Genomic DNA, 23,953 nt, shown 5'->3' with positions numbered 1-23,953 from the left:
TGCTCGGGTCATGAAGCCCTCCGGCGGAGACCCGTCCGCCCTCCTCGCCGGTGTGCAGCCGGCGAGGAGGCGCGACGACGCGCTCGTCCTCGTCGACCTCCTCCGCGAGGTGTCGTCCCGCGAGCCCGTGCTGTGGGGCACGATCATCGGCTTCGGCGCGTGCCGCTACCGCTACCCGACCGGCACGGAGGGCGAGAGCCCCCTGCTGTCGTTCGCGCCGCGGAAGGCGTCGACGACCCTCTACCTGCTCGACGGCGCCGGCGCCCACGCCGCGGCGCTCGCCGAGCTCGGTCCGCATACGACGGGCGCGGGATGCCTCTACATCCCGAGGCTCGCCGAGGTCGACCTCGAGGTGCTGCGCGGCATCCTGCGCCGATCGCTCGTCTGGGCGGAGGCGGGCGGCGCCGACGGGATGTCCGTCGAGGTCACGGGCTGAGACGCCGAGCGCCCCGCCCCGGGATCCGGGGCGGGGCGCTCGGCGGACGGTGTCAGGCGCCGCGGAGGCGCTCCGCGAGATACGCGTGGAGCCCCGCGAGGGGCACGCGCTCCTGGCCCATCGTGTCGCGGTCGCGCACGGTGACGGCCTGGTCGTCGAGCGAGTCGAAGTCGACCGTGACGCAGAACGGCGTGCCGATCTCGTCCTGACGGCGGTAGCGTCGGCCGATCGCGCCGGCGTCGTCGAAGTCGACGTTCCACGAGGCGCGCAGGGTGTCGGCGACCTCGCGAGCGAGGGGCGAGAGGCGCTCGTTGCGCGACAGCGGCAGCACGGCGGCCTTCACGGGCGCGAGGCGGGGGTCGAGCTTCAGCACCGTGCGGGTGTCGACGCCGCCCTTCGCGTTCGGCACCTCCTCCTCGTGGTACGCGTCGACGAGGAACGCCATCATCGAGCGGGTGAGGCCGAACGAGGGCTCGATGACGTACGGCACGTACTTCTCTCCGGAGGCCTGGTCGAAGAACGCCAGGTTCGACCCCGAGTGCGCGATGTGGTTCGACAGGTCGAAGTCGGTGCGGTTGGCGATGCCCATGAGCTCGCCCCAGCCCTTGCCGGCGAAGCCGAAGTCGTACTCGACGTCGATCGTCCGATCGGAGTAATGCGCCCGCTCGCCGTCGGGCACGTCGAACTTGCGCATGTGCGCGGGGTCGATGCCGAGGTCGACGAACCAGTTCCAGCACGCGTCGACCCAGTGCTCGAACCACTCCGGCGCCTCGGCGGGCGGCGTGAAGTACTCGATCTCCATCTGCTCGAACTCGCGCGTGCGGAAGATGAAGTTGCCCGGCGTGATCTCGTTGCGGAACGCCTTGCCGACCTGGCCCACGCCGAACGGCGGCTTCTTGCGGGCGGCCGTGACGACGTTGGCGAAGTTCACGAAGATGCCCTGCGCGGTCTCGGGGCGCAGGTAGTACAGCGACGACTCGTCGTCGACGACGCCGAGATACGTCTTCACGAGGCCCGAGAACGACTTCGGCTCGGTCCACTGGCCGCGCGTGCCGCAGTCGGGGCAGACGATGTCGGCCATCCCGTTCTCCGGCGCGCGGCCCTTCTTCGCCTCGTACGCCTCGACGAGGTGGTCCTCGCGGTGGCGCTTGTGGCACTGCAGGCACTCGACGAGGGGGTCGGTGAACGTCGCGACATGCCCGGAGGCCTCCCACACCTTCGAGGGCAGGATGATCGACGAGTCGAGGCCGACCATGTCGCCGCGCCCGCGCACGAACGTCTGCCACCACTGGCGGCGGACGTTCTCCTTGAGCTCGGTGCCGAGGGGCCCGTAGTCCCACGCCGACCTCGACCCGCCGTAGATCTCGCCCGCTTGGAAGACGAACCCGCGATGACGGGCGAGGGCGATGACTTTGTCGAGGCGGGACTGCTCGGCCACGGTGGCTCCAATGGTCGGAAAGGGGGATGGCGATGCGCGGCCGCGCGAGGCGCGCGGGCATCGCCAGCAATCCTAGTCGTCGGCGCTCGGAGACGCGGGCGCGGGGCCGCGCCCGCGGGTGCGACGGATGGCCTCCGAGGTGTGCGCGAGCTGGTTCATGGCGAGCAGCACACGCGCCTGCGCCGCGGCCCCGCGGAGGAGGCCCCGCGCGACCGCGTCGCGCGATCCTTCGGGGTGGATGACGGCGATGTCTGCGGCCGCGAAGGGCGCGAGGGCACGCCCGTAGGCCGTGAGCGTCTCCGTCGAGAACGGCACGCCCGCGCGGGCCGCGTCGTCCAGCGCCGAGGCGAGGGCGTCCCGGGCGATGCTCGCCGCATCCGGCCACCCCAGGTCGCGGATGACCGCCATCACAGGAGCGGAGTCGTCGCCGTCGCCGCCCGGTGCGAGCCCGACCGCGATGAGCTGGCACTCCTGCATGACGTCGAGGAGCGGGACGCCCGGGTCGTCGATGAGCGAGACGAGGCGGCGGATGCGCACGATGGGCAGGTCGAAGTCCTCGCGCAGCGTGCGGATGAGGGCGACCCGCTCCCGGTGCCGCTCGTCGTAGACGGCGGTGGTCTGGTTCCGCAGCACTCCCGGCGGGAGGATGCCCTCGCGCATCCAGTACTTCAGCGTCGGGACGGACGCACCGCTCCTGAGCGACAGCTCGGAGAGCTTCATCGTGACTCCTCGGATCGATGCGGGCGCCTCCGCTATCCAGGATGCACCCATCGGATAGTGCATCTATCTTTGCGCCATGGAGATCCACGCGCTGGCCATCCCGGTGCACGCCGTCGCGGCGTCGTTCGTGGTGCTGCTGGGCCCGGTCAACATCCTCCGGCGCCGCAGGGATGCCGCCCATCGCGTGATCGGGCGCACGTTCGTCGTGATGATGTACCTCGTGTGCGTGAGCGGCATGTTCATCTACTCGCTCAGCGGCGGGCTGACGCTGTTCCACGCCCTCGCCGTGTTCACGTTCGCGACGACGACGCTCGGAGTGATCGCGATCCGACGTCGCCGCATCGCCTCCCACATCGGCAACATGGTGGGCTCGTGGGCGGGTGCGGTGGCGGCCGGCGCGTTCGCCGCGCTCGTGCCGGGACGCTACCTTCCGTCGCTGGCGATCTCCGACCCCGCCGCACTCTGGGGAACCGCGGCGGCGGTCGCCGTGGCGGCGACCGCGTGGATCGTGGTCGTGCTGGTGCTCCTCGGGCGCGGGCAGCGGGCGCCGTCAGCCTCGCCCCGCTGAGGCCGCCGCCGCGGCCGCGCGGGCGAGCCACGCGGGCGTGCCACCGGGACGCTGCGGCGGGATGAGGCGGCCCGCCTCGCAGTCCTCGACGAGCTGGCGCGCGCGGCGCTCGCGCGTCGCCTCCTGCTTCGCCGACACGATCCAGTGGCGCACCGCCCTGCGGTAGCCCGGCGTCGCGGCGTCCAGGAACGCGACGGCGGCGGGCGAGGCGTCGATGAGGCGCTGCTGCGCCTCATCGATCTCGGGCTCGGGGTTCTCGTGCGAGTAGGTGCCGGAGCGCGCCTCGGTGCGGCGCTCGAACGCCGCGATGCCCGCCGGATGCATGCGTCCCTCCGCGAGCAGCCGCTCGACGTGGGCGATGTTGACGAGCGACCACGTGCTGCGTGCCGTGCGCGGCGTCCACCGCTGGCGGCGTGCATCCGCGTCGACCGGCTGCGAGACGGAGTCGATCCATCCGAAGCAGAGCGCCTCGACGACGGCGTCCGCCCACGTCAGGCCGCGGTCGGCGACGTGGGCGAGCCGCAGGCCCATCCACAGCTCCGTCGCGGTGTCGTGGTTCTGCTCCAGCCACGCGCGGAACTCGGCCGCGTCGCGGAAGAACACGGCCGGCCGCTCGGCTGTCCCGCCGGGAGTGCCCGGCCCCTGCGTCGTCACGCGACCAGGATGGCACGGGCCGGCGACATCGCGCGGCGTCGCCGTCCGCGGCCGTCCCTCCCCGATGTCGGGCCCTGATGGCACGATGGGGCCATGACCTCGGCATCGTCGCCCCTCGTCGGCATCGTCTTCCGTCCGCAATCGCCGCCGGAGGAGCTCGTGGCCGTCGCGCGCGCCGTCGACGACGCGGGCGTCGCCGAGCTGTGGCTGTGGGAGGACTGCTTCCAGGAGGGCGGGCTCACGACGTCCGCCGCGGCACTCGCGTCGACCTCGCGCGTCCGCGTCGGCATCGGTCTGCTGCCCGTGCCGCTGCGGAACCCCGCGCTCGCGGCGATGGAGATCGCGACGCTCGAGCGCCTCGCCCCCGGCCGCTTCGTGGCCGGGTTCGGGCACGGCGTGCTCGACTGGATGGGCCAGGTCGGCGCGCGCGTCGCCTCGCCCCTCACACTGCTCCGCGAGTACGTCACGGCCGTGCGGGCGCTGCTCGACGGCGCCGCGGTCGACGTCGCCGGCCGCTACGTGTCCCTCTCCGACGTGCGCCTCGGATGGCCGCCCGCGGCGGCGCCGGAGATCACGATCGGCGCGCGCGGGCCGAAGACGCTGCGGCTCGCGGGCGAGATCGGCGACTCCGTGCTGCTCGACACCGTCACGGGCGGGCAGACCGTGCGCGACGCCCGCGGGATCGTCGACGAGGGGCGCGTGGCGTCGGGGCGCCCCGGCCGCACCCTCGTGCGCACGTTCACCGAGATCGACCCGCGTGCGGGCGCCGTGGCGCAGCAGATCGCCGACCGCGTGGGCGAGCTGGCCGAGGCGGGCGCCGACGCCGTCGCCATCCAGGCCCCGGGCGACGCCCCCCGATCCGCGGGCCTTCCTCGAGGCGATCGGCTGAGTCAGGCGGGTGCAGCGCCGCCGCGCCCGCGCAGCGGCCGCAGCGTGGCGGGCGGCGGCCACGGCAGATCGATGAGACGGTACGGCACGTCGATGGCGCCGAAGTCGTCGGTCTTCACGACGACCCGCCCGGCCTCCACGGTGCCGTCGTCGCGGAGTCGATCGGGGGCGAACTCGACGAGCCGCACGCGGATGTCGCGCCCGTCGTCGCCCCGCAGTAGCCAGACGTCGGCCATCCACGAGAGCCCCTGCTCCTCAAGGAGCCCCTCCGCCTCATCCCAGTCCACGGGCCCCGTGAGGTCGGCGCCGAAGAGCGAGATCGCGATCCATCCCTCGCCGGCAGGACGCAGCCATCCCACCAGCTCGCGATCCGAGGCGCGGCGGTGCGGGATCCAGTCGGGGCCGATCATGCCTCCCACGGTACGCGGAGCCGGTGTCGGCGGGCGCGGTTAGCCTGGAGGGGATGAACCGGCGCGCCACACTCTCCCGAAGGCCGCCGCGGTGGCTCACCGTCGCCGTCCTCGCGTTCGCGGGCCTGTGCTCGTCCTTCATGTTCACGCTCGTCGTGCCGCTGCAGGCCGAACTGCCCGCACTGCTCGACGCCTCCCGCGAGGACACCACCTGGGTCGTGACGATCACGCTCCTCGTGGCCGCGGTGGCGACGCCCATCTCCGGGCGCCTCGGCGACATGTACGGCAAGCGGCGCGTCGTCATCGTGCTGCTCGCCCTGCTCGTCGTCGGCTCGCTCATCGCCGCGCTGTCGGGCTCGATCGTCGGCGTCATCATCGGGCGCGCGCTGCAGGGCGGCGTGACGGGGGTCATCCCCCTGGGCATCGCGATCATGCGCGACGTGCTGCCGCCCGAGCGGCTCGGTACGGCCGTGGCGCTCATGAGCGCGACCATGGGCGTCGGCGGCGCCGTCGGCATGCCCCTGGCGGCATACCTCGCCCAGAACGCCGACTGGCACAGTCTGTTCTGGCTCGCCGCCGGGCTGGGAGTCGTCGGGTTCGCGCTCGTGGTCCTCTTCGTGCCCGAGGACATCCTCCGCTCCCCCGGTCGTCTCGACGTCGTGGGCGCGATCGGCCTCGCGGTCGGCCTCACCGGCATCCTGCTGTTCGTCTCCCGCGAGGCGGAGTGGGGCTGGGCCTCGCCCGCCGCGCTCGCCTGCGTGGTCGGCGGCGTCGTGGTCCTGCTCGTGTGGGGCGTCTACCAGCTGCGCGCGAGCGACCCGCTGCTCGATCTGCGGGTCGCCGCGCGCCCCGCCGTGCTCTTCACGAACGTCGCCGCGATCGGGATGGGCTTCGCCCTGTTCTCCTCGAACGTCACCTTCCCGCAGCTGCTCGAGCTGCCCGTCGAGACGGGATCGGGGTTCGGCCTCGGCATGATCGCCGCCGCGTTCGTCGTCATGCCCGCTGGCCTCGTCATGATGGTGATCTCGCCGCTGTCCGGCTGGCTCGAGCGCACGGTCGGCCCGCGCCCCCTCTTCACGGGCGGCGCCGCGGCGATCGTGCTCGCCTACGTGTTCGTGCTGCTGTGGTCGACCGAGGTGTGGCACATCCTCGTGGCGAACATCCTCATCGGCGTCGGGATCGGGTTCACGTTCGCGGCCATGCCGATGATCATCATGCGCGCGGTCCCCGCGAACGAGACGGGAGCGTCGAACGGGCTCAACGCGCTCTTCCGCTCGGTCGGCACCTCGAGCGCCTCCGCGGTGATGGGCGGCGTGCTCGCGGCCATGAGCATCGACGTCGACGGCGCGGCCATCCCGACGCGTGCGGCGTTCGAGGTGTGCTTCTGGCTCGCGATCGCCGCGGGGGCCGTCGCCGTCGTGCTGTCGCTGTTCATCCCGCGTCAGCGCTCCGCGGAGCCCCACCCGTCGCTGCCGGGCTGAGCCCGGCGCGACTTCCGGCGCCGAGACGGCCGCTCAGCGAACGGGCACGCGGCCGAGGTCCTGCTCGATCGCGGCCGTCGCCGACAGCAGAGCGGGCAGATGCACCTCGCGGAGCCGGTCGAGCGCGACGCGCGCGGCGCTCGCGGACACGTTGACGGCTGCCACGACGCGGCCGTCGCGACCGCGCACGGGCGCGGCCACCGAGCGCACGCCCGACTCGAGCTCGCCGTCGGTGATCGCGAAGCCCTGCGCGGCGACCTCCTCCAGCAGCGCGGAGAGAGCACCGCGGTCGACGACCGTGCGGTCGGTGAGGGGCTCGACCACTGCCGCGGCGAGCGCATCGTCCCGCTCCGACACGGGCAGCGCCGCGAGCAGCACGCGCCCCATGCTCGTCGCATACGCCGGGAACCGCGTGCCGATCGTGATGCCGACGCTCATGATGCGCCGCGTGGGCACGCGCGCGACGTACACGATGTCGCCGCCGTCGAGCACGGCGGCCGAGACGCTCTCGTCGACGTCGTGCGAGAGTCGCTCGAGGTGCGGCTGCACGATCTCGGGCAGCGACAGTGCCGACAGGTAGCTGAACCCGAGCTCCAGCACGCGCGGCGTGAGCGCGAACTCGCGCCCCGTGCCGCGCACGTAGCCGAGACTCTCGAGCGTCAACAGGAACCTCCGGGCCGCCGCGCGCGTGATGCCGGCGCGCTGGGCGACCTCGCTGAGGGTGAGCCGAGGATGGTCGGCGTCGAAGCAGCGGATGACCGCGAGGCCGCGGGCGAAGGACTGGACGAAGTCGCCGCGCACGTCGTCGGCGTCGGTGAGCGCGGTCATCCCGCGAGACTACCGCTCGAGGACGACCGCGAGCCCCTGGCCGACGCCGATGCAGAGGGCCGCGACCGCCACCCCGCCGCCGCGCCGCTTCAGCTCGTGCGCCGCATGGCCGATGATGCGCCCGCCCGACGCCCCCAGCGGGTGTCCGATCGCGATGGCGCCGCCGTGGATGTTGACCCGCTCGGGGTCCACGTCCCACTGGCGGATGCACGCGAGGCTCTGCGACGCGAACGCCTCGTTGAGCTCGACGACGTCGACGTCGGCCCACGTGCGCCCTGCGCGCCGCAGCGCGATGTTCGCCGCCTCCACGGGTGCGACGCCGAACAGGTGCGGCTCGTTGCCGAACACGCCGCGGCCGGCGATGCGGGCGAGCGGCTCCGCCTCGAGCGCGCCCTCGCCGCCCAGCAGCACGGCGGAGGCGCCGTCGTTGATCGACGACGAGTTCGCGGCCGTGACGGTGCCGTCCTTCTTGAACAGCGGCTTCAGGCCGGCGAGCCGCTCGACCGTCGACCCGTCGCGGATGCCCTCGTCGCGCGCCAGCTCGTGCCCCTCGACCTGCACGATCTCGGCGTCGTAGGCGCCGTCTGCCCACGCCGCTGCCGCGAGCTCATGGCTGCGGACGGCGAACGCGTCCTGCTCCTCGCGCGAGATCCCGTGGATCTCGGCGAGGAGCTCCGCGCTCTCGCCGTTCGAGATCGTCCACTGCGCGGGCAGCGCGGGGTTGACCATCCGCCACCCGATCGACGTGTTCCAGAGCGTCTGGTTGCCGACGGCGGGCCACGCCTTCGCCGACTTCTCGACGACGAACGGCGCCCGGCTCATCGACTCCACGCCGCCCGCGAGCACGATGCGGTCGTCGCCCGCCTCGATGGCGCGCGAACCCTGGATGACGGACTCGACCGACGAGCCGCACAGGCGGTTGACGGTGACGCCGGGCACCGTCACGGGGAAGCCGGCGAGCAGCGCGCCGAAGCGCGCGACGTTGCGGTTGTCCTCTCCCGCCTGGTTCGCGTCGCCGAAGATCACGTCGTCGATGAGCGCGGGGTCGAGCCCCGTGCGCTCCACGGCGGCACGCATCACGACAGCGGCGAGGTCGTCGGGGCGCACCCCCGAGAGCGCGCCGGCTGCGCGGCCGAACGGGGTGCGGACGGCGTCGTACACGAAGCTCGCGGTCATGCGTCCTTCTCCTCCAGGTCGAGGCCGGTGAGGGCTTCGAGCCCTGCGACCGTGTTGTCTCCGAACAGCTCGCGCACACGGAAGCGGCCATCCGCCACGTCGAAGACCGCGTGATCGGTGTACACGCGCGTCACGCATCCGACGCCCGTGAGCGGGTAGGTGCACGACGCCACGAGCTTCGAGGCGCCCTGCTTCGTGAGCAGGTCGGTCATGACGAACACCTGCTTGGCTCCGATCGCGAGGTCCATGGCGCCGCCGACGGCGGGGATGGCGCCGGGCGCTCCCGTCGACCAGTTCGCGAGATCGCCCGTCTGCGACACCTGGAACGCCCCGAGGACGCACACGTCGAGGTGACCGCCGCGCATCATGGCGAACGAGTCCGCGTGGTGGAAGTACGCCGCCCCCGGCAGAGCCGTGACGGGCTGCTTCCCGGCGTTGATGAGGTCGGGGTCGACGCGGCCGGGCTCGGGAGCGGCCCCCATGCCGAGCAGGCCGTTCTCGGTGTGGAGGATGATCTCCTCGTCGGCCGGGAGGAAGTTCGCCACAAGGGTCGGCGCCCCGATGCCGAGGTTCACGAACGAGCCCTCCGGGATGTCCGCCGCGATGCGGGCGGCGAGCTCGTCGCGGCTGATGCGGGTGGTCACTGCGCTCCCTCCTCGGCGCCGATCGGGGCGCCCTCGATGCTCACGCCTCCGACGAAGACGCCGTCCTGCAGCCACCGTCGCTCGCCGACCGCGACGACGCGGTCGACGAAGATGCCCGGGGTGACGACGGTCTCGGGATCGAGCGCGCCGAGCGGCACGACCTCATCGACCTGCACGATCGTCGTGGTGGCCGCCGTCGCCATGATGGGGCCGAAGTTGCGCGCCGTCTCCCGGAAGACGAGGTTTCCCCATCGGTCGGCGCGGTAGGCGCTGACGAGGGCGACATCGGCTCGGATGGGGTACTCGAGCACATAGGAGCGGCCGTCGATCTCGCGCCGCTCCCTGCCCTCGGCCAGCTCGGTGCCGACGCCCGTGGGGCTGAAGAAGGCGCCGATGCCGGCGCCCGCCGCGCGGATGCGCTCGGCGAGGTTGCCCTGCGGAACGAGCTCGAGCTCGATCTCGCCGGCACGGTAGAGGCCATCGAACACCCACGAGTCGCTCTGACGGGGGAAGGAGCAGATGATGCGGCGCACGCGCCTCGCGGCGAGCAGGGCCGCGAGGCCCGTGTCGCCGTTGCCCGCGTTGTTGTTCACGATCGTGAGGTCGGTCGCGCCCTGCGCGATGAGCGCGTCGATGAGCTCGACGGGCTGCCCCGCGCGCCCGAAGCCGCCGATCATGACGGTCGCGCCGTCTTCGATCCCCGCGACGGCGTCCTCGACGCTCGCGACGGTCTTGTCGATCATCCGGCCTCCTCGCTGGTGTTCGCTCTGCGAACGCCTGTTCGTAATACGCATACTCTAGCGCGCGCACCACCCACGCGCCAGCCCCGGCCAGCCGTCACTGTTCGACACCCGATGCGGAGCGGACAGGGCGCACGGGGTAGCGTCGCGGAGGGCGGGGGCGCTCCCCGTGGCGAGGAGCTGTGCATCATGACGACCATCGAGACGACGACCGCCGGCAGCCTGCCGCGCACGAAGGCCCTCATCGAGGCCAACGCCGCCCGCACCTTCGAGGACGACGGCTTCACGCTCGCGACGACGCCCGAGTACGAGGAGCTCGTCGCCGAGGCCGTCCGCGACGTCGTCGAGCGCCAGCGCGAGGTGGGCATCACGCAGCCCGGCGACGGCGAGTTCGGCAAGGCGATGTCGAGCCCCGTCGACTACGGCGCCTGGTGGGGCTACTCGTTCCAGCGCGTCGACGGCCTCTCCCTCACGGAGGTCAACGCGTTCAACGAGCCGCCGCGGCGTTCGGAGCCCGGGGCCATCCGCCTCACCTCGTTCCTCGACCGGCGCGACCGGCAGGCGTTCGCCGAGGCCTACGCCGACCCCGAGCACGGCGTCGAGACCGGGAAGGGCGCGACGGCCTTCCCCACCACGACGTCGGCCATCTCGTACCGCGGCCACGGGGCGGCAGCCGCCGACATCGCGGCCCTGCGCGGCGCGCTCGACGACGGCGAGACCGGGTTCCTCACGGCCATCGCGCCGGGGTCCGCTGCGCGCGTCCGCGACGACTTCTACCCCGATGAGCAGGCCCACATCGACGCCTGGGGCGCCGCCCTCGCAGAGGAGTACCGCGCGATCGTCGACGCCGGCCTCGTGCTGCAGCTCGACGACCCGTCGCTCGCCGAGAACTGGGACCAGATCAACCCCGAGCCGAGCGTGGAGGACTACCTCGCCTTCACGCAGATCCGCATCGACGCGATCAACGCGGCCATCGAGGGGCTGCCGAAGGAGCGCGTGCGCCTGCACCTGTGCTGGGGGTCGTGGCACGGCCCCCACACGACCGACATCGAGCTGCGGCACATCCTCCGGACGGTGCTCGGCGCGAAGGTCGGCCAGATCTCGTTCGAGGCGGCCAACCCCCGCCACGAGCACGAGTGGGCCGTGTGGGAGGAGAACGCGGGCCTCCTCCCCGACGACCTCGTGCTCGTGCCGGGAGTCGTCGGCCACTCCTCGAACCTCGTCGAGCACCCCGAGCTCGTCGCCCAGCGCATCGAGCGCTTCGCGCGCATCGTCGGCCCCGAGCGCGTCATCGCCGCGACCGACTGCGGCCTGGGCGGCCGCGTGCACGAGCAGATCGCCTGGGCGAAGCTCGCCTCGCTCGGCGAGGGCGCCCGCATCGCCGCGACGCGGATCTGACGCCGGGCGGTCGAGGTGCTCTCGGCGCCGGTTGAAGCCCTCGGCGCGCCGGATGCCCCGAAACGCGGCGACTCGGCGTCGAATAGACGCGAAACGGGGCAGGTGTCCCCGACACCTGCCCCGAAATGCGGCGACTCGCCGGCCAGTGGACGCGAATCGCGGCAAGCCCCACCCATCGCCGACCGATCCTCGCCGGGTCAGCGCACCCGGGCCCGCGGCCGCGGACGCGCCCGCGGGATGGCGGGGGCCGGCACGGCGCCGCCGACGACCCCGCTGAGCTCGCCGATGCCCTGGACCGACATGCGCACCTCGTCGCCCTCGGCGAGCGGCGGAAGGGTGCTGCCGCGCCCCCACAGCTCTCCGAGGCAGCCGCCGTTCCCGACCGTCCCCGAACCGAGCACATCGCCGGGCACGACGCGCGCGTTGCGCGAGGCATAGGCGACGAGCTCGCCGAACGGCCATCCCATGTTCGAGACGAGGTCCTCGCCGTACCGCTCGCCGTTGACCGAGACCTCGGCGCGCAGCGCGAGGAACCCGTCGGAGTCGCGGAACGGCGCGAGCTCGTCGGCCGTGACGATCCACGGGCCGAGGCTCGTCGCGAAGTCCTTGCCCTTGCAGGGGCCCAGACGCACCTTCATCTCGCGCGACTGCAGGTCGCGCGCCGACCAGTCGTTCATGATCGTGTACCCGAAGATCGCCGCCTCGCCCTCGTCGGCCGTGAGGTTCGTCCCCTCGACCCCCAGCACGGCGGCGACCTCGAGCTCGAAGTCGAGCCGCGCCGTCACGGGCGGGGCGATCGTGTCGCCCGGCCCCGTGATCGTGTGGGGGTTCGTGAAGTAGAAGGTCGGCGCCTCGTACCACTCCGGCACGACCTCGCTCTTCCCGTCGACCGAGGCGCTCACGCCCTCGACGTGCTCCTCGAACGCGACGAAGTCGCGCACCGTCGCGGGCTCGAGCGGTGCGCGCAGCGCCACCCCGTCGAGGCCCGCGACCGGATGGCCCGATCGCTCGCGCAGACCGGGGAGCGCCGGGAGGCCGACGGAGAGCACCTCGGCGACCGTCAGGCCGTCGGCGAACGGCACGACGCCGCCCGCCTCGATGAAGCCGTCCTCCTCGCGGCCGTCGCGCGTCCAGCGGCCGATCCTCATGCGCCGGCCCCCGTCATCCGCTCCGTACCCGCGATCCCCGCCGATCCCGCGCGCACGCCTGCGGCGAGCGCCGCCGCGTTGCCCGAGAGCACCTCGTCGCCGAGCCCCGCGTCGCGCACGAACGCGACGGGATCGTCGAGGCCCATGTCGAACGGGAAGTCGCTGCCGAGGACGACGCGCTCGGGACCTGCGACCGCGACGAGCGTCCGCAGGGTGACCGCGTCGTGCACGACGGTGTCGAACCAGATCCGACGCAGATAGCTCGACGGCGCGTGCGCGCACCCGTGCGCCTCCGGCCGCACGGCCCACGCGCGGTCGGAGCGGCCGATCACGGTCGGCAGGTACCCGCCGCCGTGGGCGGCGACGACGCGCAGGCCCGGATGGCGGTCGAGCACGCCGGCGAAGATCAGATGCGACAGCGCGACGGCGTTCTCGGTCGGCTGCCCCACCGTGTTGGACAGGTAGAACCGGTCGAGGCGCTCGTCGAGCGTGCACCCGAAGGGGTGGAGGAAGAGCACCGCTCCGGTCTCCTCCGCGCGCGCCCAGAACGGCTCGAGGCGCTCGTCGGAGAGCTCCACGTCGCCCGCCGCCGACGACAGCTCGACGCCCAGGAGCCCGCGGACGAGCGCGTCGTCGAGGCACTCCACGAGCCGCGCCGGATGCTGCAGCGGCACGACCCCGAGGCCCGAGAGACGGTCGGGCGCCAGCGCGACGTGCGCGGCGATCGCGGCGTTGGCCTCGACGGCCGCGAACACGGCGAGCTCCTCGCCGGCCCACGGGTAGTAGTGGCTGGGAGACGGGCTCACCCACTGCACCGCGACGCCCTGCTCGTCCATCGCGGCGACGCGCGCCGCGACATCGGTGAGGAGAGGGATGCGGGCGCCGATCATCCGCCCCGACGCGGCGAGGCTCTCCGGCCCGTTGCGCCGCGCCTCGAGAGCACCCGCCGCGGCGAACCCCTCCGGATCGCGGCGGGCCACCTCGTCCTGCAGCGCGGGGAGCAGCAGGTGAGCGTGGACGTCGATCGGCCCGGTCATGCCGGCTGGGCCATCCGCTGCGAGACGCCGAAGATGAGCCCGGCCGCGTCGGCGTCGCGGTCGTGCTCGAGCTGCCACCGACCGAGCTGGACGGACGCCTCCACGACCGCCGTCGCACGCGGCACACGGCGCGCGTGGAAGGCATCCCAGAGGGCGCCGTCGACGGCGTCGGCCGCGAGCAGCAGCTCGGCCAGCACGATGCCGTCCTCCATCGCCTGCGCGGCGCCCTGCGCGACCGTGGGAGGGCAGCTGTGCGCGGCGTCGCCGATCACGACCGTGCGCCCGCGGTTCCAGGCGCCGTCGATCACATGCGCCGTGAACCACGTGTAGTTGATGCGGCTCGTCTCCGACAGGCTCTCGCGGACGGCGTTCCACGGCCCCCCGTAGGCGGCCGACAGGCCCCTCATGATCTCGACGGCCTCGGCGGGGCTCACGCCGAAGCGGTCCTGCGCGTCCTCCACGAGGAACGCGTACATGGTGTCCTCGCCCGTGGGCGTGTAACCCGCGATGTAGGCGGGGCCGCCGTAGTAGAGCTGGCTCTGCGTCACCTCGGCGGGGCGCGGCACGAACGCGCGCCAGATGCCCATGCCGGTGTGCTCGGGCTGCGTCTCGATGCCGATGAGCTCGCGCACGGTCGAGTGCAGGCCGTCCGCCCCGACGAGCAGGTCGAACACGCCCACGGGGGCGCCGCCCACGTCGACGAGCACGCCCTCGTCCGTCTCGCGCACGCCCGTCACCTTGGCACCGAAGTGGATGCGCACGCCGAGCGATTCGGCGCGCTCGACGAGGATGCGCGCGAGGTCGGGGCGGTACATGCCCATGCACGCGGGGAAGTCGGGGCCGCCCGTCTTCACCTCGGGGAGCTCGGCGATGACCGCCGCGTCGGGCCCGGGCGCGCGCAGCGTGAGCCCCTCGAACGGGTAGCCCTCGGCGGCTGCCCGCTCCCAGACGCCGAGGCGCCCGAGTGCGCGCAGCGCGTTGCCCTGCAGGGTGATGCCGGATCCGAGCGCCGACAGCCCGGGCTTCAGCTCGTACACGTCGACGGAGACGCCCGCCTCGGCCAGCGGGATGGCCGCGGCCAGGCTGGCGGCGCCGCATCCGGCGATCGCGACCTTCGTCACAGCGGTCATGAAGAACCTCCTCGTTCTTTCGGGTGGGGATGGCTAGAGGATGGCGAGCGGGTTGACGGGCGAGCCGACGGCCCCCGTGATGGGGAGCGGCGGGGCGACGAGCAGGAACTCCCATCGTCCCCGTTCCCGGCACGCCTGCGCGAGGGCGTCGAGGTCCCACATCTCGCCGATCGTCAGGCCCATGTTCGGGATGGCGATCTGGTGGAGCGGCTGGAAGGCGACGTCGAACTCGTTGGGGCGCACCTCGAAGCCCCACGTGTCGGTCGCGACCGCCGCGACGTCGCGGGAGCGCAGCCATCCCGCCGTCGTGACGGAGAGCCCGGCGGACGGACCGCCGGCGTACTCGCCCCATCCCTCCCGGCGGGCGCGCGAGAGGCGGCCCGTGCGGACGAGCAGCAGGTCGCCGCGTCCGACGGCGCTCGACGCGCCCGTGCCGGACTGCGCGGCGATGCACGCGTCGAGGTCGGCGGAGGTGATGGCGTAGCCGTCCTCGAGCTCCCCCGTCTGCGGGCGCAGGTGCGCGCCGAGGTCGAGGAGCACGCCCCGCCCGACGATTCGGTCGGCGGTGTGCTCGATGCCGGTCACGAGGTCGCCGTCGCTCGTGACGACGTCGCCGGCGCGGCGCCCGTTCCAGGCCATCCCGCGGTCGAAGATGTGCCCGAGCCCGTCCCACTGCGTCGAGCACTGCAGCGGCATCGCGATGACGTCGTCCGCACCGCCGATGCCGTGCGGGAAGCCCTGCGTGCCGCGTTCGGCGTCGGTGCCCGTGTCGAGCATCGTGTGCACGGGGTTCGTCCGGCGCCGCCATCCCCTCTGCGGACCGTCCATGTCGAACGACTGCGCGAGCGAGAGGACGCGCCCCTCGCGCACGAGCGCGGCCGCGCGGGCGCGCTCGGCGTCGCCGATGAGGTTGAGGGTCCCGAGCCGGTCGTCCTCTCCCCACCGGCCCCAGTTGCGGTACGCCTCCGCCGCCTCGGCGATGTAGGCCGCCGGGTCGGAGCGGTCGATGAGGGCCGGGTCCTCGAGGTTCATGAGCCCTCCGCCACGCAGCGCACGACCTGGGCGCCGAGGCCGGCGATCGACCCCGTCATGACGTCGCCGTCGCGCAGGAACCTCTTCCAGTGCTGGCCGTTGCCCGCGGGGCTGCCCGTGAGCAGCAGGTCGCCGGGGAGCAGCGGCATCGTCTGGCTCGCCGCGGAGACGAGGGCGGGGATGTCGAAGAGCAGATCGCTCGTGGAGGAGTCCTGCATCGTCTGGCCGTTGAGCTCGAGGCGCACGCGGGCGTCGGTCTCGTCGACGAGGCCGGCTGGCACGAGGAACGGACCCGTCGGGAGGAATCCCGGGGCGTTCTTCGCGCGGTACCAGTCGGTGCCGATCTCCTTCATGTCCTTCCGGAACACGAGGTCGCGCGTCGTGATGTCGTTGACGATCGTGTAGCCCGCGACGTGGTCGAGCGCGTCGTCGCGCGACACGCGGAACGCCTCGCGGCCGATGACGACGGCGAGCTCGAGCTCCCAGTCGTGCACCTCGCTGTACGCGGGGAGCGCGAGAGGCACGTCGGCGCCCACGACGCACGCGGGCAGCCCGATGAAGAAGTACGGCTCGCCGTGGGCTGCCCGCTCGTCCATCATCTCCGCGGCGAACGCGCGCGCCTCCTCCGGCGTGCGGTCGGTGTTGTTCGTGAGCCCCGCCGCCACGAGCTCGATGACGTGCTGGCGGTAGTTGGCGCCCGTCTGCAGCACCTGGCGCGGCTCGACGGGGGCGGTGAGCGTCACATCGGCGAGCGGGCGCCACGGGCCGTCGGCGTCGGCGAGCGCCGCGAGGCGCTCCCAGCCGGTGAACGCGTCGGCGAGGAACGCGTTGAGATCGGGGGCGCCGAGCTCGTCGGGCCCCAGGGGGCGGATGCGGTCGCCCGCGACCAGGCCCAGGCGCGCGGACGCGCCCTCCCGGTAGCGGGCGAGCGCGAAGCGGTTGTCGAGTGCGTGCGACGTCATCGTCCTGTCCTGATCCTCGGTGGTGTGCGGGCCGGCGCGGGCCGCGGGAGCGGCCCGCGCCGGTGGGCGTCAGCCCCGTCCGTGCACGGCGTACGGGTTGAGGAGCGCGTCCTTGATCTCGTCGGGCACGCCCTCCTCCGTCGCCGACGGCCCGTCCGCCGGAGGGAACGACTCGGTCATCGACATCGGCATGGCGCCGTTGCGGTAGAAGTTGTTCGATCCCTGCGAGGGTCGCCACGTGTGCGCCTCCCAGTCGGGCACGTAGTTGCGGTAGCCGCCCGTGTTGAGCTCGATGCGCAGGCTCGACGGCTCACGGTAGTAGAGGAACGTCTGCTCGCCGATGCCGTGGATGTTGGGCCCGTACTCGATGGGCGTGCCGTTCTCCATGAGCACGTCGGCCGCGATGAGCAGCTCCTCGCGGGTGTCGACCCAGAACGCGTAGTGGTTGACGCGGCCGTCACGGGTCGATCCGTCGAGCACGACGCCGAGGTCGTGCGACTTCTCGTTCGTCGTCAGCACGCTGAACACCGAGATGGGCGCCTCGTCGAGCACGGTGCGCGCCATGAAGCGGAAGCCGAGGACGCGGACGTACCACTCCACGAACGCGTCGACGTCGCGCGCCGCGATCGTGACGTGGTCGAGCTGACGCGGCGCCCCCGCGTGCGACGAGCGGCGGGCCGGGCGGTCGGGGTAGATCGAGGCGCCGTCGGCTCCCGAGACGTAGTGCTCGACATCCCAGTGCAGGGTCATGGGATGGCCCTGCGGGCCGGTGAAGCGGTAGGCGCGCCCGATCGCGTGCCCGTCGAACCACTCGCCCTCGACGCCCTCCGCTTCGAGACGGCGGACGGCCTCCTCGAGCGCCTCGGCGCTCGTCGTGCGCCAGGCCGCGGTGTCGAGGGCCGGCTCGTCGCCCGGGAGGACGACGACGCTGTAGCGGTAGTAGTCGCCCCAGCAGCGCAGGTAGACGGCGCCGTCGACGCGGTCGACGACCTGCAGGCCGACCTGCTCCTCGTAGAACTTCACGGACGCCTCGACGTCGGGCGTCGTGATGGCGACGTACGACAGGTGCGAGAGCAGTTTGATCATCGTTGATCCCTTCATCGGGGTGGTCTGGATCCAGCTTCGACCGCGTGGCCACTATCAGGGAAGGTGAAGTCATCGATGGTCGGTATAGATCTCGTGGATGTGATCTTGCCGCCGATGAGGCGCATCCGGATCACTGATACCGGCTCCCTCCGCGCACATCGTCGGCCTACACTCGCAAGCACAGCGCACATCGCGCAGGCGTGTGGACGAAGGAGTGACACGACGTGATCGACAAGCAGATCGCCACGGCTGCGGAGGCCGTCGCGGACATCCCGGACGGCGCGAGCCTCGCCGTGGGCGGCTTCGGACTCTCCGGCAACCCCATCGCGCTCATCGAGGCGCTGCTCGCTCAGGGGACATCGGATCTGTCCATCGTGTCGAACAACTGCGGCGTCGACGACTGGGGCCTCGGCGTGCTGCTCGCCGCCCGGCGCATCCGCAAGATGACGTCGTCGTACGTCGGCGAGAACCGCGAGTTCGAACGGCAGTTCCTCACCGGCGAGCTCGAGCTCGAGCTCACGCCGCAGGGCACGCTCGCCGAGAAGCTGCGCGCCGGCGGATCGGGGATCGCGGCCTTCTACACGCAGACGGGCGTCGGCACGCAGGTCGCGGAAGGCGGGCTCCCGCGCCGCTACGCCGCCGACGGCACGATCGCCGTCGCCTCGCCTCCCAAGGACGTGCGCGTCTTCGGCGACCGCGAGTTCGTGCTCGAGGAGGCCATCTCCACCGACTTCTCTCTCGTGCACGCCTGGAAGGGCGACCGGCACGGCAACCTCGTCTTCCGCAAGGCCGCGCGCGCGTTCAGCCCCGTCGCCGCGATGGCCGGCCGCGTGTGCATCGCTCAGGTCGAGGAGCTCGTCGAGCCGGGGGCGATCGACCCCGACGACGTGCACCTGCCGGGGGTCTTCGTCCACCGCATCGTCGAGGTCGGCCCTGGCATCGAGAAGCGCATCGAGAAGCGCACCGTCCGAGAGGAGGCCTGACATGGCCCTCACCCGCGTCGAGATGGCCGCGCGCGCGGCCCGCGAGCTCCGCGACGGCGAATACGTCAACCTCGGCATCGGGCTGCCGACGCTCGTGCCGAACTTCGTGCCGGAGGGCGTGACCCTCGTGCTGCAGTCGGAGAACGGAATCCTCGGCGTCGGCCCGTATCCCGCCGAGGACGCGGTCGACCCCGATCTCATCAACGCCGGCAAGGAGACCGTGACGACGCTTCCGGGCGCCGCGTTCTTCGACTCGGCGCTGAGCTTCGGGATGATCCGGGGCGGCAAGATCGACGCGGCGATCCTCGGCGCCATGCAGGTGTCGGCGGCGGGCGACCTCGCGAACTGGATGATCCCCGGGAAGATGGTGAAGGGCCCCGGCGGCGCCATGGATCTCGTGCACGGCGCCGGCCGCGTCATCGTGCTGATGGAGCACGTCGCGAAGGACGGCTCGCCCAAGATCGTCGACGCGTGCGCCCTGCCCCTCACGGGCCGCGGCGTCGTCGACCGCATCATCACCGACCTCGCCGTCATCGACGTCACGCCGCGCGGCCTCGTGCTCCGCGAGCTGGCCCCCGGCGTCTCGACCTCCGACGTCGTCTCCGCCACCGAGCCGCCGCTCGCCATCGCCCTCGAGGAGCCCGCATGACCTCCGCATCCGACATCGTGATCGTCGCCGCCGCCCGCACGCCGCAGGGGCGCCTGAACGGCGCGCTCTCGTCGCTCACGGCGCCGCAGCTCGGGGCGGCCGCCATCCGCGGCGCGCTCGCGCAGGGCGGCGTCCCCTCCGTGGCCGTCGACGCCGTCATCCTCGGCCAGGTGCTGCCAGCGGGGTCCGGCCAGAACGCGGCGCGGCAGGCGGCCGTGGGCGCGGGGATCGGATGGGATGTGCCGGCGCACTCCGTCAACAAGGTGTGCCTCTCCGGCCTCACGGCCGTCATCGACGCCGCGCGCATGATCGCGGTGGGAGATGCCGAGGTCGTCGTCGCCGGCGGCATGGAGTCGATGTCGAACGCGCCGCACCTGCTCCCCGGCTCGCGGCGCGGATGGACCTACGGCAGCGTCGAGGTGCTCGACCACATGGCGCACGACGGGCTCACCGACGCCTACGACGGCGTGAGCATGGGCCTCAGCACCGAGAACCACAACCCGCGGTTCGGCCTGACGCGCGCCGAGCAGGACGCCGTCGCCGCCCTGTCGCATCAGCGCGCCGCCGCCGCCACGGCCGACGGCGTGCTCGCCGACGAGATCGTGCCGATCGAGATCCCCCAGCGCAGGGGCGATGCCGTCGCCGTCTCGGCCGACGAGGGCATCCGCCCCGACACGACGGTCGAGTCGCTCGCACGGCTGCGCCCCGCCTTCGCCGAGGGCGGCAGCATCACGGCGGGCAACTCCTCGCAGATCTCCGACGGCGCGGCGGCGGTCGTGCTCGCGACGCGGGCGCGTGCCGAGCGCGAGGGATGGCGCGTGCTCGCGACCGTGGGCGCATCCGGTCAGACCGCGGGCCCCGACAACTCGCTCCAGGCGCAGCCGGCCCAGGCCATCCGCAAGGCCCTCGAGAAGCACGGCGCGGCGATCGCCGACCTCGATCTCGTCGAGATCAACGAGGCGTTCGGCGCCGTCGTCGCGCAGTCGCAGAAGGAGCTGGGGCTCGCGAGCGACATCATCAACGTGCACGGCGGCGGCATCGCCCTCGGCCATCCGATCGGCGCGTCGGGCGCGCGCCTCGTCGTGCACGTCGCCCACGAGCTCGCCCGTCGCGGCGCGGGGACGGGCGTCGTGGCGCTCTGCGGCGGGGGCGGCCAGGGCGACGCGCTCGTGCTCACCCTCTGAGCATCAGCGCGCGCGATGAACGAGGGTCGCGGATAGACCGCGGTGATAGCATCCGGGGTATCTCACCGGTGAGCCACCCGAACGCGAGGATCACGACGCCGTGCCCGACCAGCCGCTCCTCTCCCGACTCGACCTCAACCTGCTCGTCTCCCTCGACGCGCTGCTGACCGAGCGGAGCGTGACGCGCGCCGCCGAGCGCCTGCACCTCAGCCAGCCCGCGCTGAGCGCCTCGCTGTCGCGCCTGCGCACGCACTTCGACGACCCCATCCTGGCGCGACGGGGCAACGCCTACGAGCTCACGCCGCTCGCCGTGCGGCTGACCGAGCACACCACGACGGCGCTCGAGGCCGCCCGCCGCGTGTTCGAGAGCCAGGCCGCCTGGGATCCGCGGCAGTCGACGCGCGAGTTCTCCCTCTACGGCTCCGACTACGGGTTCGCGACCGTCGGGCGCGCCGCGAGCAGGATGGCGCGGGAGCGGGCGCCCGGCGTGCGCTTCCGCTTCATGCTGCACAACCCGACCATCGTCGAGGACGCCTCGTCGCGGCTGCGCTCGGCAGACGCCATGCTCATCCCGCACGGGTTCCTCGCCGACCTGCCGTACACCGACCTGTGGCAGGACGACTGGGTGGGCATCGCGAGCGCCCACGACACGCGGATCAGCGGCACGGCGCGCATGGCCGACCTCGCCGAGCGGCCCTGGGTCTTCACGTACCAGTCGCGCGAGGCCTTCACCTCGGCGAGCCGCCAGATCCAGCAGCTCGGCATCGAACCCCGCGTCGAGGCCGTCGTGGAGAGCTTCCTCGCGCTGCCGCACTTCATCGAGGGCACCGACCGGCTGGGTCTCGTGCAGACGTCGCTCGCGCCCATCCTGGAGCGGTCGGCCGACGTGCGGCGGTTCGCGCTGCCGTTCGACGCGACACCCGTGCTCAACGCGATGTGGTGGAACCCCGTTCACGACCGCGACCCCGAGCACGTATGGATGCGCGGCCTGTTCGCCGACGCCGCGGCGGCCCTCGCCGACGGCTGAGCACCGTCTCCTAGAGTGGGCCGGAAGGCGCTCCTAGAGTGGGCCGGATGGCGCGACCGCCGCGCCGCGGGAGGAGGACGACGGCCGCGTGACGCCCCGCATCCTCTTCGCCTGGACCCGCTTCGCGGCGGCGGGACTGTGCGCGGCGGCGCTCGTCCACCGGCTCTTCTGGGGGTTGAGCTCGCAGACGATCGCGGGCGAGAACTTCCTCGCCTACCTCACGATCGAGTCGAACATCGCGTTCGCCGTGCTCGCGGTCGTCGCCGGTGCCGTGGCGCTCCGGCGCGACGAGGACCCGCCGTGGCTGACGACCGCCCGTGCACTCGTGCTCAGCTGGACGATCACCGCGGGGCTCGCCTTCGCGCTGATCGTCTGGCAGGCGGGGCTGCGCGGCATCCGCATCGACGTGCCCTGGTCGGACGTCGTGCTGCACTTCGTGCTGCCCGTGTGGACGATCGCCGCCTGGGTGCTCGGCCCGGGGCGGCGCGCGGCGTCCTGGCGGGTGGTGCCGTTCGTCGTGCTCTACCCGATCGTGTGGGGCGCCTTCACGATGTGGCGGGGGTCGCGCGTGGGCTGGTACCCGTACTACTTCCTCGATCTGCGGCAGGTGTCGGGGCCGGGTGAGTTCGCCGTCACCTGCGGCATCGCGCTGTCGATCTTCGCGCTCGTCGCGACGGGCCTCGTGCTCGCGAGCAAGGCGCGCCCGACCATCCGGGGCGACTGATCGAGCCCGGACACAACGCAGGAGATCCGACCCGCTTCCGGCGAGGAACCGCTCCCCGGGGGCTCGACGCGCCCGATCCTCCTGCGGTGTGCCCACCGGGCGGGCAGGGCGGATGGCCCTGCTCAGTCCGCGGGGGCCAGCAGGGCGAGCGACGCGAGAGCCGCCGCACGCGCCTCGTCGTCGCCGAGCGCCGCGAACTCCTCCGCCGCGGCGCCGCCCACGAGGCCCACGAGCACGGCGTCGCCCGTCGCGGGCTCGAGGTTGATCCAGGTCGCGACGGGGCCGCCGCCGCCGACGAGATGCCAGAGCGCGGCGTCGGTCTGCCAGAACGGCTCGTCGAAGCGCAGCCACACCGTCTCGACGGCGCCGGCGCCGAGTGCCGCGATCGCGCCGCGGTGGGCGAACGGCAGCACGGGGTCGAACTCGATGCCCGGCTCCTGCAGCACGCCGAGCGGCACGGACACGACGACACGGTCGAACGACAGCGCCTCGCCCGTGCCGAGACGCAGGCTCACTCCCGCCTCGTCGTGGGCGACGCGGACCACGGGCGACGACAGCGACACCTGGACGCCCTCGAGCGGGCCATCGACGAGCGGCGCGAGATCGCCCGCCGCGACCGCGAAGGAGTCCTCGGCGAAGGTCGGCGGGTACCAGCTCGACGCCCGCTCCGGGTCGGCGCCCGAGGTGGCTGCGAGCCACGAGAGCGACGCCGCGAGCACGGGATCCGCGAGGTCGGCGCCCGCCTCCTCCAGGGCGTCCGCGAGCGGGAGGTCGGCCGGCTGCTCGCCGGCGCGGGCGATGGCGGATTCCACCGTCGCGGTGTCGACCGACGCGGTCTCGCCGTCGGAGGACCATCCGGTCGCGGTGTCGATGTCGAGCTCTTCGACGCCCAGCAGCGTCAGCCGCCCCGTGAGCGAGGCGTCGTCGTCTCGCGACGCCCATGCACCGAGCTGCACGGGCACGGGCCATGCGTCGTCGACGACCGAGTGGATGCGGCCGCCCACCCGGTCGCGCGCCTCGAAGACCGTGACGTCGAGCCCGGCATCGACGAGGCGGCGCGCAGCGGCCGCTCCGGCCATCCCCGCCCCGATCACGGCGACGCGCTCTCCCTGGCCCGCGACGTCGAGCAGCTCGCGGGCCGCGCGGTCACCGGAGTCCTCGGCGCCGAGCACGGTGCCTGGCCGGTCGAGGTCGGTCGCCTCGCCCGCGAAGAAGAGCCGCCCCTCGACCGGCTGCGCGAGCGCCTCGCGCAGCTGGGGCGTCGCCCCCGCGAGCACGACGCTCGCCGCGCCGCGGGCGTAGGGGTCCGTCGACCACTGGCTGCGCAGCCATCCCGCCGGCTCCGGCACGCCCGTCGCAGGTGCCGATGCGGTGGGCGCCGCGGTCGGCTCGGCCGTGGACGACGGCGACGTCTCCGCCGGCCGAGGGTCGCCCGTGCACGAGGCGAGCAGCACCGCGACGGCGCCCGCCCCGGCGCCGACGAACAGGGTGCGGCGCGTGATCGTCATGGTGCCGTCAGACTAACGCGCGGGGTCGACCTCGTCCTCCGCCCAACGGATATCCGAGTGTCGAGAGCACACCCGATTCGGAGCAATCGGATGGCCGCCCGT

The 23,953-nt window shown here is 73.0% G+C and carries 24 protein-coding genes; 10 read left to right on the top strand and 14 right to left on the bottom strand.

The genetic code is table 11. From position 1 onward, the window contains the following. The first annotated feature begins 10 nt into the window (after positions 1-10). Complete coding sequence (locus ABD998_RS15555; RefSeq protein ID WP_345441158.1) at positions 11-436, top strand: DUF1801 domain-containing protein; 426 nt, start codon at positions 11-13, stop codon at positions 434-436. Between the two features lie 52 nt (positions 437-488). Here the strand turns inward: ABD998_RS15555 and ABD998_RS15550 are convergent, their stop codons facing one another. Together ABD998_RS15550 and ABD998_RS15545 are read right to left on the bottom strand one after the other, a co-directional pair. Beyond that, entirely contained in the window at positions 489-1,874 is a 1,386-nt protein-coding gene (locus ABD998_RS15550; protein WP_345441155.1) for a glycine--tRNA ligase, read from the bottom strand. Between the two features lie 72 nt (positions 1,875-1,946). Further along, positions 1,947-2,594, bottom strand: a complete 648-nt coding sequence (locus ABD998_RS15545) for a MerR family transcriptional regulator (protein WP_345441152.1) — start codon at positions 2,592-2,594, stop codon at positions 1,947-1,949. Positions 2,595-2,670: 76 nt separating this feature from the next. On the opposite strand from ABD998_RS15545, the gene ABD998_RS15540 reads away from it, so the two are divergent. Then, positions 2,671-3,162, top strand: a complete 492-nt coding sequence (locus ABD998_RS15540) for a DUF2306 domain-containing protein (RefSeq protein ID WP_345441149.1) — start codon at positions 2,671-2,673, stop codon at positions 3,160-3,162. Here ABD998_RS15540 and ABD998_RS15535 read toward each other — a convergent pair. Next, the gene (locus ABD998_RS15535; protein WP_345441146.1) at positions 3,145-3,816 is read right to left on the bottom strand and encodes a YdeI/OmpD-associated family protein; all 672 of its coding nucleotides are present in this window, start codon (positions 3,814-3,816) and stop codon (positions 3,145-3,147) included. The genes ABD998_RS15540 and ABD998_RS15535 overlap by 18 nt on opposite strands. 93 nt (positions 3,817-3,909) lie before the next feature. Between ABD998_RS15535 and ABD998_RS15530 the strand changes: the two genes are divergently transcribed. Then, the gene (locus ABD998_RS15530; protein WP_345441143.1) at positions 3,910-5,157 is read left to right on the top strand and encodes an LLM class flavin-dependent oxidoreductase; all 1,248 of its coding nucleotides are present in this window, start codon (positions 3,910-3,912) and stop codon (positions 5,155-5,157) included. Between the two features lie 10 nt (positions 5,158-5,167). Further along, positions 5,168-6,595 (top strand): MFS transporter, encoded by a 1,428-nt coding sequence (locus ABD998_RS15525; protein ID WP_345441140.1) that lies wholly within the window; start codon positions 5,168-5,170, stop codon positions 6,593-6,595. 33 nt (positions 6,596-6,628) lie between these two features. Here ABD998_RS15525 and ABD998_RS15520 read toward each other — a convergent pair whose 3' ends face one another. Genes ABD998_RS15520 through ABD998_RS15505 form a run of 4 tightly spaced genes read right to left on the bottom strand, consistent with a single transcriptional unit; the run spans position 6,629 to position 9,986 of the window. Then, a complete protein-coding gene (locus ABD998_RS15520) occupies positions 6,629-7,423 on the bottom strand; it encodes an IclR family transcriptional regulator domain-containing protein (RefSeq protein ID WP_345441137.1) in 795 nt (264 codons plus the stop codon). Between the two features lie 9 nt (positions 7,424-7,432). After that, positions 7,433-8,599 (bottom strand): thiolase family protein, encoded by a 1,167-nt coding sequence (locus ABD998_RS15515; protein WP_345441134.1) that lies wholly within the window; start codon positions 8,597-8,599, stop codon positions 7,433-7,435. After that, positions 8,596-9,243, bottom strand: a complete 648-nt coding sequence (locus ABD998_RS15510) for a 3-oxoacid CoA-transferase subunit B (RefSeq protein WP_345441131.1) — start codon at positions 9,241-9,243, stop codon at positions 8,596-8,598. Before ABD998_RS15510 ends, ABD998_RS15515 begins: the two co-directional genes overlap by 4 nt. Further along, complete coding sequence (locus ABD998_RS15505) at positions 9,240-9,986, bottom strand: 3-oxoacid CoA-transferase subunit A (RefSeq protein ID WP_345441129.1); 747 nt, start codon at positions 9,984-9,986, stop codon at positions 9,240-9,242. The genes ABD998_RS15510 and ABD998_RS15505 overlap by 4 nt, the downstream gene beginning before the upstream one ends. A 186-nt stretch (positions 9,987-10,172) precedes the next feature. Here ABD998_RS15505 and ABD998_RS15500 point away from each other — a divergent pair, with 186 nt between their 5' ends. Next, positions 10,173-11,381, top strand: a complete 1,209-nt coding sequence (locus ABD998_RS15500) for a cobalamin-independent methionine synthase II family protein (protein WP_345441128.1) — start codon at positions 10,173-10,175, stop codon at positions 11,379-11,381. A 197-nt stretch (positions 11,382-11,578) separates the two neighbouring features. Here the strand turns inward: ABD998_RS15500 and ABD998_RS15495 are convergent, their stop codons facing one another. The 6 genes from ABD998_RS15495 to ABD998_RS15470 all read right to left on the bottom strand — a co-directional run bounded on the left by ABD998_RS15495 (position 11,579) and on the right by ABD998_RS15470 (position 17,776). Continuing rightward, complete coding sequence (locus tag ABD998_RS15495) at positions 11,579-12,529, bottom strand: fumarylacetoacetate hydrolase family protein (protein ID WP_345441125.1); 951 nt, start codon at positions 12,527-12,529, stop codon at positions 11,579-11,581. Then, complete coding sequence (locus ABD998_RS15490) at positions 12,526-13,566, bottom strand: amidohydrolase family protein (protein WP_345441122.1); 1,041 nt, start codon at positions 13,564-13,566, stop codon at positions 12,526-12,528. Before ABD998_RS15490 ends, ABD998_RS15495 begins: the two co-directional genes overlap by 4 nt. After that, a complete protein-coding gene (locus tag ABD998_RS15485; protein ID WP_345441119.1) occupies positions 13,563-14,696 on the bottom strand; it encodes an FAD-dependent monooxygenase in 1,134 nt (377 codons plus the stop codon). The genes ABD998_RS15490 and ABD998_RS15485 overlap by 4 nt, the downstream gene beginning before the upstream one ends. A gap of 33 nt (positions 14,697-14,729) precedes the next feature. Next, complete coding sequence (locus tag ABD998_RS15480) at positions 14,730-15,728, bottom strand: cyclase family protein (RefSeq protein WP_345441116.1); 999 nt, start codon at positions 15,726-15,728, stop codon at positions 14,730-14,732. Next, complete coding sequence (locus ABD998_RS15475) at positions 15,725-16,690, bottom strand: fumarylacetoacetate hydrolase family protein (protein WP_345441113.1); 966 nt, start codon at positions 16,688-16,690, stop codon at positions 15,725-15,727. The genes ABD998_RS15480 and ABD998_RS15475 overlap by 4 nt, the downstream gene beginning before the upstream one ends. A 69-nt stretch (positions 16,691-16,759) precedes the next feature. After that, positions 16,760-17,776 (bottom strand): VOC family protein, encoded by a 1,017-nt coding sequence (locus ABD998_RS15470; protein WP_345441110.1) that lies wholly within the window; start codon positions 17,774-17,776, stop codon positions 16,760-16,762. A gap of 224 nt (positions 17,777-18,000) precedes the next feature. Between ABD998_RS15470 and ABD998_RS15465 the strand changes: the two genes are divergently transcribed. The 5 genes from ABD998_RS15465 (at position 18,001) to ABD998_RS15445 (ending at position 22,343) form a co-directional block, all read left to right on the top strand. After that, positions 18,001-18,759 carry a CoA transferase subunit A gene (locus ABD998_RS15465; protein WP_345441107.1) on the top strand — a complete coding sequence of 253 codons (759 nt, stop codon included), beginning with the start codon at positions 18,001-18,003 and terminating at the stop codon, positions 18,757-18,759. 1 nt (position 18,760) lies between these two features. After that, positions 18,761-19,408, top strand: coding sequence for a 3-oxoacid CoA-transferase subunit B (locus tag ABD998_RS15460; protein ID WP_345441105.1), 648 nt, complete (start codon positions 18,761-18,763; stop codon positions 19,406-19,408). Further along, positions 19,405-20,592, top strand: a complete 1,188-nt coding sequence (locus tag ABD998_RS15455) for an acetyl-CoA C-acetyltransferase (RefSeq protein WP_345441102.1) — start codon at positions 19,405-19,407, stop codon at positions 20,590-20,592. Before ABD998_RS15460 ends, ABD998_RS15455 begins: the two co-directional genes overlap by 4 nt. Positions 20,593-20,692: 100 nt before the next feature. Further along, complete coding sequence (locus tag ABD998_RS15450; RefSeq protein ID WP_345441099.1) at positions 20,693-21,619, top strand: LysR family transcriptional regulator; 927 nt, start codon at positions 20,693-20,695, stop codon at positions 21,617-21,619. Positions 21,620-21,707: 88 nt separating this feature from the next. Continuing rightward, positions 21,708-22,343: a Pr6Pr family membrane protein gene (locus ABD998_RS15445; RefSeq protein ID WP_345441097.1), complete on the top strand. Its 636-nt coding sequence runs from the start codon at positions 21,708-21,710 to the stop codon at positions 22,341-22,343. 122 nt (positions 22,344-22,465) lie between these two features. Here the strand turns inward: ABD998_RS15445 and ABD998_RS15440 are convergent, their stop codons facing one another. Further along, positions 22,466-23,851 (bottom strand): flavin monoamine oxidase family protein, encoded by a 1,386-nt coding sequence (locus tag ABD998_RS15440; RefSeq protein WP_345441095.1) that lies wholly within the window; start codon positions 23,849-23,851, stop codon positions 22,466-22,468. Positions 23,852-23,953: the final 102 nt, after the last annotated feature.

The sequence above is a fragment of the Microbacterium gilvum genome, assembly GCF_039543865.1.
Taxonomy (GTDB): domain Bacteria; phylum Actinomycetota; class Actinomycetes; order Actinomycetales; family Microbacteriaceae; genus Microbacterium; species Microbacterium gilvum.
The sequence above is the reverse complement of the archived record's forward strand: the minus strand, read 5'-3'. Positions and strand labels throughout refer to the sequence as shown.